This is a genomic window from Burkholderia sp. RF2-non_BP3 (genome assembly GCF_001522185.1).
Taxonomy (GTDB): Bacteria; Pseudomonadota; Gammaproteobacteria; order Burkholderiales; family Burkholderiaceae; genus Burkholderia; species Burkholderia diffusa.
On the sequence record NZ_LOSU01000010.1, the window covers coordinates 93,918 to 110,175 of the forward strand.

At 67.7% G+C, this 16,258-nt stretch carries 14 protein-coding genes; 9 read left to right on the forward strand and 5 right to left on the reverse strand.

Annotated elements, in window-relative coordinates; all coding sequences use genetic code 11:
- Positions 1-26: 26 nt before the first annotated feature.
- The 3 genes from WS45_RS04030 to WS45_RS04040 all read left to right on the forward strand — a co-directional run bounded on the left by WS45_RS04030 (position 27) and on the right by WS45_RS04040 (position 3,220).
- A complete protein-coding gene (locus tag WS45_RS04030; protein ID WP_059533978.1) occupies positions 27-1,121 on the forward strand; it encodes a potassium channel family protein in 1,095 nt (364 codons plus the stop codon).
- 142 nt (positions 1,122-1,263) lie between these two features.
- A complete protein-coding gene (locus WS45_RS04035; RefSeq protein ID WP_059698339.1) occupies positions 1,264-2,742 on the forward strand; it encodes a sensor domain-containing diguanylate cyclase in 1,479 nt (492 codons plus the stop codon).
- Positions 2,743-2,887: 145 nt separating this feature from the next.
- Positions 2,888-3,220: a cupin domain-containing protein gene (locus WS45_RS04040; RefSeq protein ID WP_059533975.1), complete on the forward strand. Its 333-nt coding sequence runs from the start codon at positions 2,888-2,890 to the stop codon at positions 3,218-3,220.
- Between the two features lie 17 nt (positions 3,221-3,237).
- Here WS45_RS04040 and WS45_RS04045 read toward each other — a convergent pair whose 3' ends face one another.
- Both WS45_RS04045 and WS45_RS04050 read right to left on the reverse strand, forming a co-directional pair.
- Positions 3,238-3,996: an SDR family oxidoreductase gene (locus tag WS45_RS04045; RefSeq protein WP_059698341.1), complete on the reverse strand. Its 759-nt coding sequence runs from the start codon at positions 3,994-3,996 to the stop codon at positions 3,238-3,240.
- A 115-nt stretch (positions 3,997-4,111) separates the two neighbouring features.
- A complete protein-coding gene (locus WS45_RS04050; protein ID WP_059533971.1) occupies positions 4,112-5,056 on the reverse strand; it encodes a LysR family transcriptional regulator in 945 nt (314 codons plus the stop codon).
- 183 nt (positions 5,057-5,239) lie between these two features.
- On the opposite strand from WS45_RS04050, the gene WS45_RS04055 reads away from it, so the two are divergent.
- The 4 genes from WS45_RS04055 (at position 5,240) to WS45_RS04070 (ending at position 10,314) form a co-directional block, all read left to right on the forward strand.
- Positions 5,240-6,454: an FAD-dependent monooxygenase gene (locus WS45_RS04055; protein WP_059698343.1), complete on the forward strand. Its 1,215-nt coding sequence runs from the start codon at positions 5,240-5,242 to the stop codon at positions 6,452-6,454.
- Between the two features lie 395 nt (positions 6,455-6,849).
- Positions 6,850-8,136: a cytochrome c gene (locus tag WS45_RS04060; protein WP_059698345.1), complete on the forward strand. Its 1,287-nt coding sequence runs from the start codon at positions 6,850-6,852 to the stop codon at positions 8,134-8,136.
- Positions 8,137-8,151: 15 nt separating this feature from the next.
- Complete coding sequence (locus WS45_RS04065) at positions 8,152-8,685, forward strand: sugar dehydrogenase complex small subunit (protein ID WP_059698458.1); 534 nt, start codon at positions 8,152-8,154, stop codon at positions 8,683-8,685.
- A 27-nt stretch (positions 8,686-8,712) separates the two neighbouring features.
- A complete protein-coding gene (locus WS45_RS04070; protein ID WP_059698347.1) occupies positions 8,713-10,314 on the forward strand; it encodes a GMC family oxidoreductase in 1,602 nt (533 codons plus the stop codon).
- Between the two features lie 66 nt (positions 10,315-10,380).
- On the opposite strand, the gene WS45_RS04075 is transcribed toward WS45_RS04070, so the two are convergent.
- Together WS45_RS04075 and WS45_RS04080 are read right to left on the reverse strand one after the other, a co-directional pair.
- Positions 10,381-11,319, reverse strand: coding sequence for an alpha/beta hydrolase (locus tag WS45_RS04075; protein ID WP_059698349.1), 939 nt, complete (start codon positions 11,317-11,319; stop codon positions 10,381-10,383).
- 64 nt (positions 11,320-11,383) lie between these two features.
- On the reverse strand, positions 11,384-12,484 hold the full coding sequence (locus WS45_RS04080; RefSeq protein ID WP_059534019.1) for an OpgC domain-containing protein: 1,101 nt from the start codon (positions 12,482-12,484) through the stop codon (positions 11,384-11,386).
- Between the two features lie 381 nt (positions 12,485-12,865).
- Here WS45_RS04080 and WS45_RS04085 point away from each other — a divergent pair, with 381 nt between their 5' ends.
- Positions 12,866-14,020, forward strand: coding sequence for a porin (locus tag WS45_RS04085; RefSeq protein ID WP_059698351.1), 1,155 nt, complete (start codon positions 12,866-12,868; stop codon positions 14,018-14,020).
- Between the two features lie 48 nt (positions 14,021-14,068).
- Here WS45_RS04085 and WS45_RS04090 read toward each other — a convergent pair whose 3' ends face one another.
- Entirely contained in the window at positions 14,069-14,980 is a 912-nt protein-coding gene (locus tag WS45_RS04090) for a LysR family transcriptional regulator (protein ID WP_059698353.1), read from the reverse strand.
- Positions 14,981-15,121: 141 nt separating this feature from the next.
- On the opposite strand from WS45_RS04090, the gene WS45_RS04095 reads away from it, so the two are divergent.
- Positions 15,122-16,138, forward strand: a complete 1,017-nt coding sequence (locus WS45_RS04095; protein ID WP_059698355.1) for an aldo/keto reductase — start codon at positions 15,122-15,124, stop codon at positions 16,136-16,138.
- Positions 16,139-16,258 lie beyond the last annotated feature (120 nt).

Below are 16,258 nucleotides of genomic sequence, written 5' to 3' on the forward strand. Positions count from 1 at the left end.
GCCCGCAATCTTCAGGAGATTTCCCGTTGGCAACGCCCACCGACAAGCGCCGCTCGCTGCGCTCACGCCTGCGTCGCGCGCGCGACCCATGGCGGGCGCCGCGTGCGCGCACGCTGTTCACGCGTCCGGCGACGTCGCCGCGGCGTACGTTGCTGTTTCGTCTCGGCGCGGTCGTGGTGCTGTGCATGCTCGCGTTTCTCGTGCTGTATCTCGATCGCGACGGCCTGCGCGATTCGACCAAGAGCACGCCGATGAACGTCGCGGACCTCGTGTATTTCACGATGGTCACGGTCGCGACGGTCGGCTACGGCGACATCGTGCCGGTCACCGCGCGCGCGCGTCTGATCGACGCGTTCTTCATCGTGCCGATCCGCATCGGCATCTGGTTCATCTTTCTGGGCACGGCCTATCAGTTCGTGATCCAGCGCGTCATCGAGGAATTCCGCATGAAACGCCTGCAGAAGCAACTGTCCGATCACATCGTCGTATGTGGCTACGGCCTGTCAGGGTCGATCGCCGTGCGCGAGCTGCTCGAAAGCGGCGTCGATCCGTCGACGATCATCGTGATCGATGCGCAGCAACAGGCGCTCGAGGCCGCGACGTCGCTCGGCGTGACCGGGCTGCTCGGCGATCCCGCGCACGAGGATCTGCTGCAGCAGGCGCAGGTGCGCGCGGCGAAGGCCGTGATCATCTCGGTGACCGACGACCCGACCGCGATCCTGCTGACGCTGTCGGTGCGCAGCATCGCGCCGGAGACGAAGATCGTCGTGCGGATCCAGGAGAACCTGTATCAGCGGCAACTGCGCCAGGCGGGCGCGGACGTCATCGTGTCGTCGACGAAGATCGGCGCGCTGCTGCTCGCGGACGCGGTGCATAGCCGCTACATCGTGCCGTTCGTGAACGACATGCTGTCGACGCGCGGGCGGGCGACGCTGCTGGAGCGCGAGGCATTGCCGCACGAGATCGGCTGCATGACGAACGTCGTGCCGGGCGCGATCGTCGTCGGGCTCGATCGCTGCGGGAAGATCCATTCGTTCTACGAGGATCCGCCGTGCCGGATCGAGGCGGGCGATACGCTGGTCGTGATCCAGTCGGCGAGGATTCCGGACCCGGACGTGTGAGGGCCGGCTGGGCAACACCCGCCATCGCATGCCTCTGGCGCGCCGTGACCGGTGCATCCCCGCTTGATATGGCACCGCGCGTTATTTAGTATGAGGTAATCGCGTCGTGCGCCGCGCACGAGCGTGATCATCGAGGAGACACATGCATTTCAGGTCGGCGGCTCCCCAGACGATCGTCGTGATCGGTATCGTGATCGCCTGCGCGCTCATGGGTCTGTGCGTGCTGCAATTGTTCCAGAGCCGCAACGACGCGCTCGAGCGGGCGAGCGAAACTTCCCGCAATCTGGGACTGATCGCCGAGCGCGACATCGAACGCAATTTCGAACTCTACGACCTGTCGCTGCAGGCGGTCATCGCCGGGCTTCAACGTCACGACGTGATGGCGGCGCCTGCGGGCCTGCGGCGCGCGGTGCTGTTCGATAACGCGATGACGGCACAGTTTCTCGGCTCGATGCTGGTGCTCGACGCCGGCGGCAACATCGTCCTCGATTCGGCCAACGACGTTCCGCGCCACGGCAATTTCGCCGATCGCAAGTACTTCACCGTCCACCGCGACAATCCGGATGCCGGGCTCTATGTCAGCGACCCGTTCATCTCCCGCCTGCGGGGTGGTTCGCCCAGCATCGGGCTCACGCGGCGGATCTCGAACCCCGACGGCTCGTTTGCCGGCATCGTGCTCATCGCGGTCAACCTCGAGTATTTCCATCACCTGTTTGCCGGCCTGTCGCTCGGACAACATGGATCGATCTCGTTGATCGGCAACGACGGCGTGATGGTGATGCGTCAGCCGTACGACGTCCGCACCATCGGTCGCAACATCAGCCAGGCCGCGACGTTCAAGCGGTTCCAGGCCGCGCGCGAGGGCGTGTTCTCCGAAACCTCGGTGCTCGACGGCGTGCGTCGTCTCTACTACTTCAGGCACTTGCCGAAGCTGCCGCTGATCATCATGGTCGCGGAAGCGGAGCAGGATATCTATGCGGCATGGCGGCACCGGGCCGTGACGATCGGCGCGCTGGTGGCGACCTTCGGCGCCGCGTTCATCGCGGTGTCCTTCATGCTCGGCACGCAACTGCGGCACCGGATGCGCGCCGAGTCGGAACTCGTGCTGCTGGCCCGCACCGACGGTCTCACCGGCCTGAACAATCGCCGCAGCTTCGCGGAAGTGCTGGATCGCGAATGGCGTCGCGCGCGGCGGGCACGATCGGTTTTCTCGTTGCTGTTCGTCGATGTCGATCGCTTCAAGGCCTATAACGATACCTACGGCCATCAGGCGGGCGACGACGCGCTGGCCGCGGTCGCACGCTGCATCGGCGACAACATCCGACGGCCGGCCGATACCGCGGCCCGCTACGGCGGAGAGGAATTCGTCGTGCTGCTCCCCGATACGTCCGAGCCGGGCGCCGCCCAGATTGCCGAGCGGATTCGCGCGGCGATCGACGGGCTGCCGCTCGAACACGCCGGCAGCGAACACGGGCACGTCACGGCCAGTATCGGCCTGGCGAGCTGGACACCCGAGCACGATGCCGAGGCCGACGCCGTGATCAAGGCCGCCGACGAGGCGTTGTATTACGCGAAAGCGACCGGCCGGAACAAGGTCGTCGCCTTTCATCCGCCGGCATGACACGCGTCACGACATGCGGCCGCAAGACTTCATGACGTACACCAGGCGTTGCCGGCGCCCGTCAAACAAGTTCGCCGCGATGCCGGCCTTCGCGCTACAGTGGGCGTCATTCGCCTTCCGCCGAAGGCCGACCCGAGGTCGAACCATGCAACTTCAAACCGGCAATCTGTTCAGTGTCGAAGGAACGCGCGGCGACGACGAGCGGGTCGATGTGCTCGTCGCCGGCGCGCGCCTGAACGTCGAGCGGATCGTATCGATGGGGCATACGAGCCCCGACGGGTTCTGGTATGACGATTCGCGCGCCGAATGGGTGGTGCTGCTGTCGGGCGCCGCGGTGCTGGAGTTCGAAGCGGACGCGACGCTGCACGACATGCGTCCCGGCGACTACGTGCTGATCGAACCGCATTGCCGGCATCGCGTCGCGTGGACGCATCCCGACGAGCCGAGCGTCTGGCTCGCGATTTATCACGACCGTTGAAACGCGCGGGGCGCGTGTTACCCGCGCCCCACGAACGGCATCGTGGTCGCCATGATCGTCATGTTCAGGATGTTCGTGTCCAGCGGAAGGTTCGCCATCTGAACGACCGCATTCGCGACATGCGCGACGTCCATCCGCGCCTCGGGCGCCACGCGTCCATCGGCCTGCGGCACGCCTTCCGTCATGCGATCCGTCAGCGACGTCGCCGCGTTGCCGATGTCGATCTGACCGCACGCGATGTTGTACGCACGGCCGTCGAGCGCGAGCGACTTGGTGATGCCGGCCACCGCATGCTTGGTGGCCGTGTACGCGATCGTGTTCGGGCGCGGCGTATAGGCGGAGATCGAGCCGTTGTTGATGATCCGGCCACCCTGCGGCGTTTGCGCCTTCATCACGCGCCACGCGGCCCGCGCGCACAGAAAGACGCCCGTCAGGTTCGTCGCGACGACGTCGTTCCATACGCCGAAATCGTATTCGTCGAGCGGGACGGCCGGTGCATTGCGGCCGGCATTGTTGAAGAGGACGTCCAGCCGCCCGAACTGCTGCGCGATTTGCGCGAACGCGTGTTCGACCGATGCTTCGTCGGTGACGTCGGCCGGAAAAACATGCGCGTCGCCGTGGGCGGCGACGATCGCTTCTTTCGTCTCACGCAGCGAGGCTTCCTTGCGTCCGAGCAGAGCGACGGTATATCCGGCGTTCGCGAGTGCGATTGCCGTGGCGCGACCGATGCCGGATCCGGCGCCCGTGACGGCGGCGATCTTCTTCGAGACAGACATGGCTTGATTCCCTGCGGATTGGGTGAGGAAAGCGGCGGCGGGCGCGCGATGCGCTCGCCATGCGCCGGTCGAAGCGACATGCTACCGCGCACGCCGGATTTCGCGACGCGCGCGACTATTTCCTGCGCGCAGGCGCGGCCTTCCGTCCGCGCGTTCCGGCTTCCGCGAACAGGCTGACCACGACTTCCCGCAGCCAGCGGTTGCCTTCGTCCTGATTCACGCGCGCATGCCACAGCATATGAATCGGCGCGCCCGGCAGCGTGACCGGCAACGCGCGCCAGCCCAGCGAAAACGGCGCCGCGAGCTGCAGCGCAAGATGTTCCGGCACGGTCGCGATCAGGTCGGTGCGCTGCAGGATGTAGCCGACGCTCATGAAATGCGGCACCGTCAGCCGCACACGGCGTTTCACGCGGCGCCGCTTCAGCCATTCGTCCACCTGCCCGTGACCGGTGCCGGCCGACACCACGACCAGATGCTCGGCGTCGCGCCACGCGTCGACCGTCAGCGGCGCGTCTTCGAGCGGATGTCCGCGCCGGAACAGGCACACGTAGCGCTGATCGAACAGCCGGCGCTGATAGAACCCGCCCTGAAGTTGCGGCAACAGCCCGATCGCGAGATCGACGCGGCCGTCGGCCATCTCGTCGCTGAGGTTGACGCTCGTGTTGCGCACCGTATTGAGCGCGATGCCCGGCGCCGCGCGCGACAGGTGTTCGAGCAGCGCGGGCAGGAACACGACCTCGCCGATATCGGTCATCCCGATCGTCATCGTGCGCGACGCGCGGAGCGGATCGAAGCCGGTCTCGGGATTGAGCGCGGCATGCAGCGTCGACAGCGCGTGCGCGACCGGTTCGGCCAGGCGCAGCGCGAACGGTGTCGGGACCACGCCGCCCGGGCCGCGCACGAACAGCGGATCGCCGAGCCGGCGGCGCAGCTTCGCGAGCGCGTTGCTGACGCCCGGCTGGCTCATGTTCATCTGCTCGGCGACGCTCGACACGCGCCGCTCCTGCATCAGCCGCTGAAACAGCAGTAACAGATTGAGGTCGATCTCGCTCAGTTCCATGGTTCGGCGTGGCCTCCGGTCATTCCGTTCAGTGATGAAGCAGATTCCCTGCATTTTATTGTGGGATGACGAGGCGCTGCTGAAAATACCGATACGGCGCCGGCATTCGACAGGCGCGCCGGGCAGGTCACGCGCGCCGCGGCCTCGCCCCCTCATGACTTGAATATCGGAGACACGTTCATCATGCAGACGAAACTGAGGATCGCGATCGTCGGCGCCGGAATCGGCGGCCTGACGCTGGCGCTTGCATTGCGCGAGCAGGGCATCGACGCGCAGCTATACGAGCAAACCGATGTGTTGCGCGAGGTGGGAGCGGCCGTCGCGCTGTCAGCCAACGCGACGCGTTTCTACGAACGGATGGGACTGCGCCCGGCTTTCGACGCGGTGTGCGCGGAGATCCCGGGCCTCGTCTATCGCGACGGACGCAGCGGCGCAGTGATCGGCCATCATCGCGGCGAGCCCGACTATCGCCGGCAATTCGGCGGCTCGTACTGGGGCGTGCACCGCGCGGACCTGCAGGCGATCCTGTCGAAGGCGGTCGGGATCGAGCAGATTCACCTCGGCCATCGGCTCGTCGATCTCGCGCAGCATCCGGACCACGTCACGCTGACCTTCGCCAACGGCGAACGTGTCGACGCCGATCTCGCGATCGGCGCGGACGGCGCGCGTTCGATCACGCGGCGCTGGATGCTCGGCTACGACGACGTGCTGTATTCGGGTTGCTCGGGCTTTCGCGGCGTGGTGCCGGTCGAGCGGATGGACCTGCTGCCCGATCCCGAAACCATTCAGTTCTGGGTCGGGCCGCACGGTCATCTACTGCACTACCCGATCGGTGACGACGGCGACCAGAACTTCCTGCTGGTCGAGCGTCATCCGTCGCCGTGGCCGTCGCGCGACTGGGTCATGCCGGCGGTGGAGGGCGAGCAACTGCGACTGTTCGGGGACTGGCATCCGGCGGTGGTGCAGATGATCACCGCGGTGCCGATCAGCCAGCGTTGGGGGCTGTTCCACCGGCCGCCGCTCGGCTGCTGGAGCCGCGGGCGCGTGACGCTGATCGGCGACGCCGCGCATGCGCTGGTGCCGCATCACGGGCAGGGCGCGAATCAGTCGATCGAGGACGCGATGGTGCTGGCCGCGCAATTGGCGAAGGCGGGGCCCGGCAACTGGCGCGAGGCGCAGGCGGCTTACGAGCGGCTGCGGCGCGGCCGCACGCGCAAGGTGCAGTACGCATCGATTTCCGCGGCCGACGTGCTGCATCTGCCCGACGGGCCGGCCGCGCAGGCACGCAATGCGCGGCTCGGCGAGCGCGACAGCGTGCTGCATCACCTGGACTGGATTCACGATTTCGACGCGCTCGCCGACGAGCCGAATGAGCGGCAAGGCGGGACGTGGCTTTGACCTGACGGGCGCGGCGCAAGCGGCGGCAGTGTGTCGGGCGACCGGTGCGGCCGTTACGCGGTCGTCCGGCGGGAATGCGGTTCGGCCGCGTTGCCGTCACGCGTGGTCGGCCACCTGTTCCCGCGGCCACGGCTTGCGCGCGCACGTTGGCGACATGACGCGCAAGTTGCCGCCGCGCCCACGCGGCGTTCGACCGTCCTCCGACATCCAGCGACGCTGATCCGGCATCCGCCGATTATTATCCGAATGGTGATTCTGTATCGATTTAGTGTATCGATACAGAAGATGATATAGTGCGGCCACGCCATGCGAGCGATTCCTCCGGAAGATAGAGGGCCGCATCGCGAGGCGCTCCGAAACCGCCTTGTTCACCGGATTCCTCACGGACGATTTCCATGCGCTTACCCGGCCTTTCCGCGCTTGTCGCGCTTTTCCTCATCGCGACGGCCCCCGCATCGGCGGCGGTGCAGGCCGCGGATCGCGTTGCCGCGGGCAAGGCGCTGGCCGTCGCGGCGGACTGCGTCGCGTGCCATACGGCGCCGGGCGGGCAGCCGTTCGCGGGCGGTCTCGCGATGCCGTTGCCGATGGGCGACATCTACTCGACCAACATCACGCCGGACAAGCAAACCGGGATCGGCAACTACTCGGCGCAGGATTTCGCGAACGTGCTGCGCAAGGGGATTCGGCGCGACGGCGGCAACCTGTATCCGGCGATGCCGTATCCGTCGTACACGAAGTTCAGCGACGACGACATCGCGAACCTGTACGCGTATTTCATGCACGGCGTCGCACCGGTGCACCAGCCGAACCGCCGGCCGGATTTCCCGTGGCCGCTGACCCTGCGCTGGCCGCTGAAGATCTGGAACGCGCTGTATCTGCGCGAAGGCGCGTATGTGCCGAAGCCCGGGCGGGACGCCGAGTGGAATCGCGGCGCCTACCTGGTGCAGGGCGCCGCGCACTGCGGCACCTGTCATACGCCGCGCGGCATCGGGATGCAGGAGCTGGCCTACGACGAAACCGGCGTCGGCTATCTCGCCGGCGCGCCGCTCGCGGGCTGGCAGGCGTTCAACATCACGCGCGACCGCGACGCGGGCATCGGCACGTGGACGACCGCGCAGATCGTCCAGTACCTGCGCACCGGCAACGTGCCGGGCAGGGCGCAGGCGGCCGGCCCGATGGCGGAAGCGGTCGAACACAGCTTCAGCCGCATGAGCGACCGCGATCTGAACGCAATCGCCGCATATCTATCGACCGTGCCGGCGGCCAAGGGCGCCGACACCGCACCGCGTTCCGCGCAGGGACGCAAGACCGACGACTACGTCGCGGTACGCGCCGCGGCCGCGACGGGAGGCTCGGCGCCGGCCGGCGCGTCGCTCTACCTCGATCATTGCGCGAGCTGTCACGGGATGACGGGCGCCGGCACCGCGGACGGATTCTTCCCGTCGCTGTTCGCCAACAGCGCGGTCGGCACCGCCACCGCGTCGAACCTGCTGCAGGTGGTCATGCACGGCGCGAGCGTGAACAACGGCGCCACGCACTATTTCATGCCGGCGTTCCAGACCGAACTCAAGGATGACGAAGTGGTGACCCTGGTGAACTACCTGAGCGACCGGTTCGGCAATGGCCGCACTCGCGTGAGCGCGGCGGATGTCGCGAAGATCCGCACTGCCCCCGCTCACTGACAGGAGATGCATGCGATGAACGAATTCGACGTGACCGACGACCCGGACGCGCAGCGTCGCCGCTTCGTGAAGCTGTCGGCCGGCGCGGCGCTCGCCGCCGCACTGCCTGCCGGCGTGCTGATCGCACGTGCGGCGGCTGCGCCGGAGGCCGTGCCGCTGCGGGATTTTGCCGGTGTGGCGGCCTATCTGACGCGCCGCTCGACGCTTCCGTCACGCTATGTGCAATCCGTCTACGACGGTCTCGTCGCTCAGGACAGCGAATTTCCGGCACGACTGCGCGCGCTCGCCGTCGCGATCGACATGGGCACGCAGCCGCTCGACGCTTTCGTACGCACGCTCGGCGTCGCGGCCCCCGAACTGCGCATCGCCGCGCTGGCCATCATCGAGGCCTTCTACACGGGCAGCGTCGGCCATGGCGGGCAGGCGCGCATGGTCGGCTACGAAACCGCGCTGATGTTCGAGCCGACCGCCGACGTCACGGTCATTCCGACCTACATCCGCGCGCGCCCCGAATACTGGACCGCGCGCCCGACCGCCGACGCCGGCTGACCGGCCTTTCGAACGAGGATCGAAATCATGAGCAGTACCTATGACGCGGATGTCATCGTCATCGGCGCCGGCATCCTGGGCGGCGCCGTCGCGCAGTCGCTGACGCAGCAACGCAAGTCCGTCATCGTGCTCGAGGCGGGGCCGGAGGTGAAGCGGGCAGCGCTGGTGCGCGCGTTCCGCGACTACGGCAACAAGTCGGACTACAACGGCCCGTATCCGGATTTGCCGTGGGCGCCGAAATCGTCCACCGGACGCTATTCCGACCGCTACATCGACAGCGTCGGCCCGGTGCTGCAGAAGCCGTCGTTCCTGCGGCTCGTCGGCGGCACGACGTGGCACTGGGGAGGGGCGACGTGGCGCATGCTGCCGAACGATTTCCGGCTGCGCAGCCTGTACGGCCAGGGGCGCGACTGGCCGATCGGTTACGACGAGCTCGAACCGTGGTATCAGCTCGCCGAAGAGCAGATCGGCGTATCGGGCTCGGATACCGACGACCAGAGCGGCCAGGGCGGCGCGCCGTTCCCGCCGCGCTCGAAGCCGTATCCGATGCGGCAGCAGCCGTGGTCGTACCTGACGCAGCAGGTCGCGGACAAGGTCGCGACGATCGGTCATCGTTTCGTCGACGAGCCCAACGCGCGCGCGACGCGGCCCTACGAGGGCCGACCGACCTGCGCCGGCAACAACAACTGCGCGCCGATCTGCCCGATCGGTGCGCAATTTTCAGGCGACCGCCCGGTGTTGCGCGCCGTCGCGCAAGGCGCGCGGCTGCTGACGAACGCGGTCGTCTACAAGATCGAGCGCGGCGAGAATCGCAAGATCGCCGCGATCCATTACATGACGCCGGACGGCAAAAGCACGCGCCTGACCGCGCGGACCTTCGTGCTCGCGGCGCATGGCGTGGAGATTCCGAAGCTGCTGCTGATGTCGGGTGTCGCGAATTCGTCGGATCAGGTCGGCCGCAACATGATGGGACACACCGGCCGCGCGATCGCGATGCTCGCGCGCGAGCCGGTGTGGGCGGGGCGCGGCCCGACGCAGCAGGGCAGCATCAACACGCGGCGCGACGGCGCGTTTCGTCGCGAACACGGCGCGATCCGGCATTTCCTCGACAACACGGTGCCCAACGAGGTCGTCACGCGGCGGCTGATCGCGCAAGGTGTCGTCGGCGACGCGCTCGATGCGCGGATCCGCCACGACGCGGCGCGCTATCTGAAGATCGCCAGCTACGTCGAGATCCTGCCCGACCCGCGCAACCGCGTGACGCTCAGCGATCGCAAGGATGCGCTCGGGCTGCCGACGCCGCGCACCGATTACGACGTCTACGACTACGCGTTGCGCGCGGCATCGCAGGTGCTCGACGACTACCGCGATTTCCAGCGGGTGTTCGGTGCGACCGAGGTCGTCAACGACATCCATGCGTGGGTGCCGAGTTCGCACATCATGGGCACGACGATCATGGGCAGCGATCCGGCCGATTCCGTCGTCGACCGCGATTGCCGTACGCACGATCACCCGAACCTGTTCATCGCGAGCACGGCCGTGCATCCGAGTTCGTCGGTGGTCAATCCGACGCTGACCGGATATGCGCTGGCGCTGCGGATGGCAAGGACGATCGCTGCGGAAGTCTGACGCGAGCAAGGCGGCCGGCGGCGCGCGCATACCGCCCGCCATGGTGGGGCCGCGCTCAGGCCCGCATCATTTCACGCATTCCAGTGCGTACTTCAACCCCTGTCCGAGCAGCCCGCGCCACACGTCCCACGTGTGCCCGCCGTCGACGACGCGCAGTTCCGCCGGGTTCTGCGCGCGGCGCAGTTGCGTGTACAGCAGGCTCGATTCGGCCTGGATCGTCAGGTCGTCGTCGCCCACCGCGATGAACATCGGCACGCGCCAGTTGCGCGCGAAATAGCCGCGCAGCAGCGCCGGGTAGTTCAGCTCGTGCCACACGCGCGGGTCGAACTGCCGGTCGCCGAACACGCCGACATAACGCGCGGCGGAATTGAGCGGCGGCTCGTTTGCGTAGATCGCGGGGCTCAGCAGCATCGCGCCGCAGAACAGGCCCGGCTCGAGCAGCGAGAAACGCAGTGCGCCGAAGCCGCCCATCGACACGCCTCCGATCGCGCGCCCCGCGCGCTGGTTCGACACCGCGAAGTGCGCCTCGACTTCGGGCAGCAGGTCGTTGAGGAACGCGCTCTGCATCTTCTCCTTGCGGTCGACGTACCAGTCGGTGCCGCCTTGCGGCATCACGATCACGACGGGCGGGATCTCGCGGCGCTCGATCAGCGTGTCGGCGGTGGCCTGCAGCCGGCCCTGCGTGATCCAGTCGTTTGCGTTGCCGGCGTTGCCGTGCAGCAGGTACAGCACTGGATAGCGCGCGCCTTCCGGGTTGTAGCCGGGCGGCAGGTAGACCGTGTAAGACCAGTCGCGCTTCAGCGACGCCGACCGGAACGCGCGCAGCACGACGCTGCTGCCCGGATTGACCGGCGGTTCCTGGGCGGCCGGCGCGATCGTTGCGGGCGGGACGGTCGCGGTCGCGGACGACGCCGTTGAAACCGCGGGCCCGCCCGTCGTGGCGTGGGCGGTGGCGATGGCGCCGGCGATCAGGGCGGCGGCGAACGGAAGGGCGAGTCGGCGCATGGTGAATCGTTTCAGGAGAGGCGCCCGCTATCGTAGCAGCGGCGCATGACGGCGCGGCGCATCATCACCGCGAACGGAACGGGAACGGCAGCCGCGACACGAGCGGCGCATAGAGTTTCGCGACGAGGTACAGCAAGCCCATCGCGACGGCGTCGGCGGTCAGGCCGAGCGGCACGTTCAGATAGCCTTCGGTCGCCTGGTAAAGCAGCGAGTCGACCGCGAGCGAGATGCCGGTGCCGGCGACGAAGCACAGCAGCCCCTGGCGGCCGATCGTGCCGATCCAGGGCATCGCGTGCGCGACCTTCTTCATCCATCCGAGGTGCACGAGCTTGGCCGCGAGCCACGCGATCGCGAGGAAGTTCGCGAGCCGCAGCGCGCCGAGATTCTGCTTGATCGACGGATCGGTCGGGAACGGCTCGATGCGCAGCCGGTAATACGCGCCGGCCGCGACGATCGCGAGCGACACGGCCGTCAGCAGCCAGCCCTGCGGTTTCGGCGCGAGCGTCTGGTAGACGGGCTGGCAGCGCGCGATCACGCCGAGCACGAACAGGAACTGCCACGCGAACGGATTGAAGTCCCACGGCGCGCCTTCGACGGTCGGCAAGAAGCGCGCGATGTGCGGCGCCGCGTACCAGAGCGAGCCGCTGAACGCGAGCATCAGCCACGGCTGCGTGCGCGCGAGCGGCAGCGCGAGCGGCACCAGCAGCGCGAAGAACGCATACATCGGCAGCACCGACGCGAGATACGGCTGGCGGCGGAACAGCAGGATGTCGCGCAGCGCGGCGAGCGGCTTGTGGAGCAGGCCGTCGAGATCGTTGGTCGGCATGTTGGGGCCGTCGATCGAGAATGCGTTCAGCACGGCGGTGATGAGCAGCATCAGGCCGGCCGTCACGAGGAAAGCACGGTAGATCTCGAAGGCACGGCGGATGAAACGCTGGCGCGCGGCCGCCTCGTCGTGGCGCTCGGCGAGCGAGTTGTACGCGATGGCGGTCGCGAAACCGCCGAGGAATACGAACACCTCGGCCGCGTCGCACAGCGCGTACGCATGCAGCGTCACGCGCGACAGGATGCTGCCGCCGATGTGGTCGACGACGATCACCAGCAGCACGAGGCCGCGGAAGAAATCGAGCTCGGCATAGCGGCCGGCCCGGGCGGCGGCGGTCATCGGGCCGCCTCCGGGCGCGCGCCGCGTGCGCGGCCGGCACCTGCCGCGCATGAATCGGGGTGAAGCATGACTTCGTGAAGAAATGAAGAACGGATGCGCATTGTGCCACCGATGTGACGCCGTCCGGGTTTACGCGGATGGCAGGCCGGCCAGCCGTTGCCGGCAAGCCTGATCGGGCCATGGTGAGAACAGGGCAGTTGGACGAGCGCAACGCTTTGCGAGCCGGTCCCACGCCCCGATGGACGGGCGATTTGCGACGTGACACCATTTTGTCCGCGCGGCCGCACACCGCGTCGTCCGCCCTGCGGGCCACCTCGATAAAACAGATCAAACAAATCGCCGGGCACATGGCCTGCCCGGCCCCGGCTCCGGAGATCCGTCATGAAGAAGCACGTCATTTTTGCCGCCGCGCTGGCCGCTTTCGCCGCGCCGGCCTTCGCGCAGGACAGCGTGACGCTGTACGGCCTGATCGACGAGGGCTTCAACTACACGAACAACGTGAACGTAAACGGGGTCGGAAAAACGAATTACCAGCTCGCGAGCGGCTACGCGCAGGGCAGCCGCTGGGGCCTGAAGGGCAGCGAGGATCTGGGCGGCGGCCTGAAGGCGATCTTCACGCTGGAAAACGGCTTCGACGTGAACAACGGCCGGCTCAACCAGGGCGGCCGGATGTTCGGCCGTCAGGCGTTCGTCGGGCTGAGCGCGTCGCGCTTCGGCACCTTGACCTTCGGCCGCCAGTACGATTCCGTCGTCGACTATCTCGCGCCGCTGACCGCGAACGGCAACTGGGGCGGCACGCTGTTCTCGCATCCGTTCGACAACGACAACACGGACAACTCGTTCCGCGTCAACAACACGGTCAAGTACGCGAGCCCCGACTGGAACGGGCTGTCGTTCGGCGGCACCTACAGCTTCAGCAACAGCACGGGCTTCTCGACCAACCGCCAGTACAGCATCGGCGCGCAGTATTCGCTGGCCGGCCTGCAGGTCGCGGCTGCATACCTGCAGGCGAACAGCCCGGGCGTCGGCAACGCGGGCGCGATCGCGGCCGACGATGCGAACTTCGTCGCCGACCACCTGCGCATCTTCGGCGGCGGCGTCAACTACACGTTCGGCCCGGCGACGGTCGGCTTCGTCTATACGAAGACCGACGTGAAGAACCCGGTGTCGACCGTCTACCTGCCGGCGTCGACGTTCTCGGGCCTCGGGCTGAGCGCGACCAAGTTCCAGAACTTCGAGATCAACGGCAAGTACCAGCTCACGTCCGATTTCTATCTCGGCGCGCAGTACGTGTACACGGACGGCAAGTTCGACGCCGCGGCCGGTTCGTTCAAGCCGAAGTACCACACCGTCGGGCTGATGGCCGATTACAGCCTGTCCAAGCGCACCGACGTCTACCTGCAGGGCGCATGGCAGAAGGTCGCCGGCGACAAGACCGGCACCGCGGCCGACGGCGGCTACGTGGTCGGGACGGACGGCCCGTCGTCGTCGGCCAACCAGTTCGCGGTGCGCGCCGCGATTCGCCACAAGTTCTGATGTCGACCTGCCGGCGCCCGGGGCGAATTGCCCCGGCGCCGGCTTTCGTCACGCGGGCCGCCGCGCGTCGTCGAGCGTTTGCGCGAGCCAGTCGACGAAGATCCGCACGCGCGGCGCCAGATGCCGGCCGTTCGGGAACACGACCGACACCGGCAGCGGCGCGGCATGCCACTCCGGCAGCACCTCGACCAGCGAGCCGTCCTCGAGCAGCGGCGCGAGCCCGTCGCGCGGCGCCTGGATCAGCCCGAGGCCCGCGATGCAGCACGCGAGATACGCCTGCGAGCTGTTCACCGCGACCACGCTGCGCATCTTCACCGTCTGCAGCGCGCCCGAATCCATGTCCGCATATTCCCAGTCCAGCTCGCGGCCCGTGCGGCTCGAGAAATAGCCGACCGCGACGTGGTCGGGCAGATCGTCCGGCGAGCGCGGCGTGCCGTATCGCGCGAGATACGCGGGCGACGCGCAATTGATCTGCGCCATCTCGCCGACGCGGCGCGCGACCAGCGACGTGTCGGACAGCACGCCGACCCGCACCGCGCAGTCGATGCCGTCGGCGACGAGATCGACGAAGCGGTCGGTCGTGCTCAGCACGACGCGCAGGTCGGGATAGCGCGCGTGGAAATCCGGCAGCGCCGGAATCACCTTGTTCAGCGCGAAGCGTTCGGGCAGGTCGACGCGGATCGCGCCGCGCGGCGCGGCGCCGGCGTCGTCGAACAGCGTCTCGGCATCGTCCAGATCGGCCAGCAGCCGCGTGCAGCGCTCGTAGTAGGTGGCGCCCTCGGCGGTGAGTGCGACGCGCCGGGTGGTTCGCTGCAGCAGGCGCACCCTCAGGTGTTTTTCCAGATACTGGACGGCATTGCTGACCGTCGGGCGCGGCAATTGCAGCTGCTCGGCCGCTTTCGTGAAGCTGCCGAGGTGGGCGACGCGCGCAAAGATGCGCATTGCATGCAGATGGTCCATGCGGGGCGGGAGCGTGGGCGAATTGGGACAGGCTCCATTGTTAATCAGCGTCGAATGAATTGGTTGGGCGTTTCGCGTTTATCGCGCGCCGCGATGCGTCCAGAATCCGGTTCATTCACTCACCACCGCAAGGAAACGGACATGGACAAGCGTCAACTGGGCCGCACGGGCCCGCAGGTATCGGCGATCGGGCTCGGCTGCATGGGGATGTCGGATCTGTACGGGCCGGCGGATCGCGACGAAAGCATCGCGACGCTGCACGCGGCGCTCGACAACGGGATCACGCTGCTGGATACGGGCGACTTCTACGGGATGGGCGACAACGAGATGCTGATCCGCGACGCGCTGCGCGGCCGCGCGCGCGACCAGATGCTGATCAGCGTGAAATTCGGCGCGCTGCGCGACCCGGCCGGCGCGTTCGTCGGCTACGACGCGCGGCCGCAGGCGATCCGCAATTTCGTCGCGTATTCGCTGAAGCGGCTCGGCACCGACCACATCGACATCTACCGGCCGGCGCGCGTCGATCCGACGGTGCCGATCGAGGAGACGGTCGGCGCGATCGCCGATCTCGTGAAGGCCGGTCATGTGCGCCATATCGGCCTGTCGGAGGTGGGGGCCGACACGATTCGCCGCGCGGCGGCCGTCGCGCCGATCGCCGACCTGCAGATCGAATACTCGCTGCTGTCGCGCGGGATCGAGGCGGACATCCTGCCCGTGTGCCGCGAACTCGGGATCGGCGTGACCGCCTACGGCGTGCTGTCGCGCGGGTTGCTCGGCGGCGGCTGGAGCGCGGCGCGGCAGGGCGAGCGCGACTTCCGCGCGGCCAGCCCGCGCTTTCAGGGCGAGAACCTCGCGCACAATCTCGTGCTGGTCGACGCGCTGCGCGCGATCGCCGACGAGAAGGGCAGCAACCCGGCGCAGATCGCGATCGCATGGGCGCTGTCGCGCGGCGACGACATCGTGCCGCTGATCGGCGCGCGCAAGCGCACGCAACTCCAGGACGCATTGCAGGCGTCTAAGTTGCAACTAACGGTCGATGATCTGGCGCGCATCGAAACGGCGGTTCCCGCCGGGGCGGCTGCCGGCGAGCGTTATCCGGCCCCTCAGATGGCGCACCTCGACAGCGAGCAGGGCCGGGGGCCGGCACACGGCGCCTGAACGGCCGGCATGGCGGGATGACGAGGTAACGAGGCCGGCCGGGCGGGCCCGAGCCAGCCTCAGGCAAAACCAGATGGCCGGCGGCGTGACGGTGGTTCATCATCGCGCCGTCTTCAACCT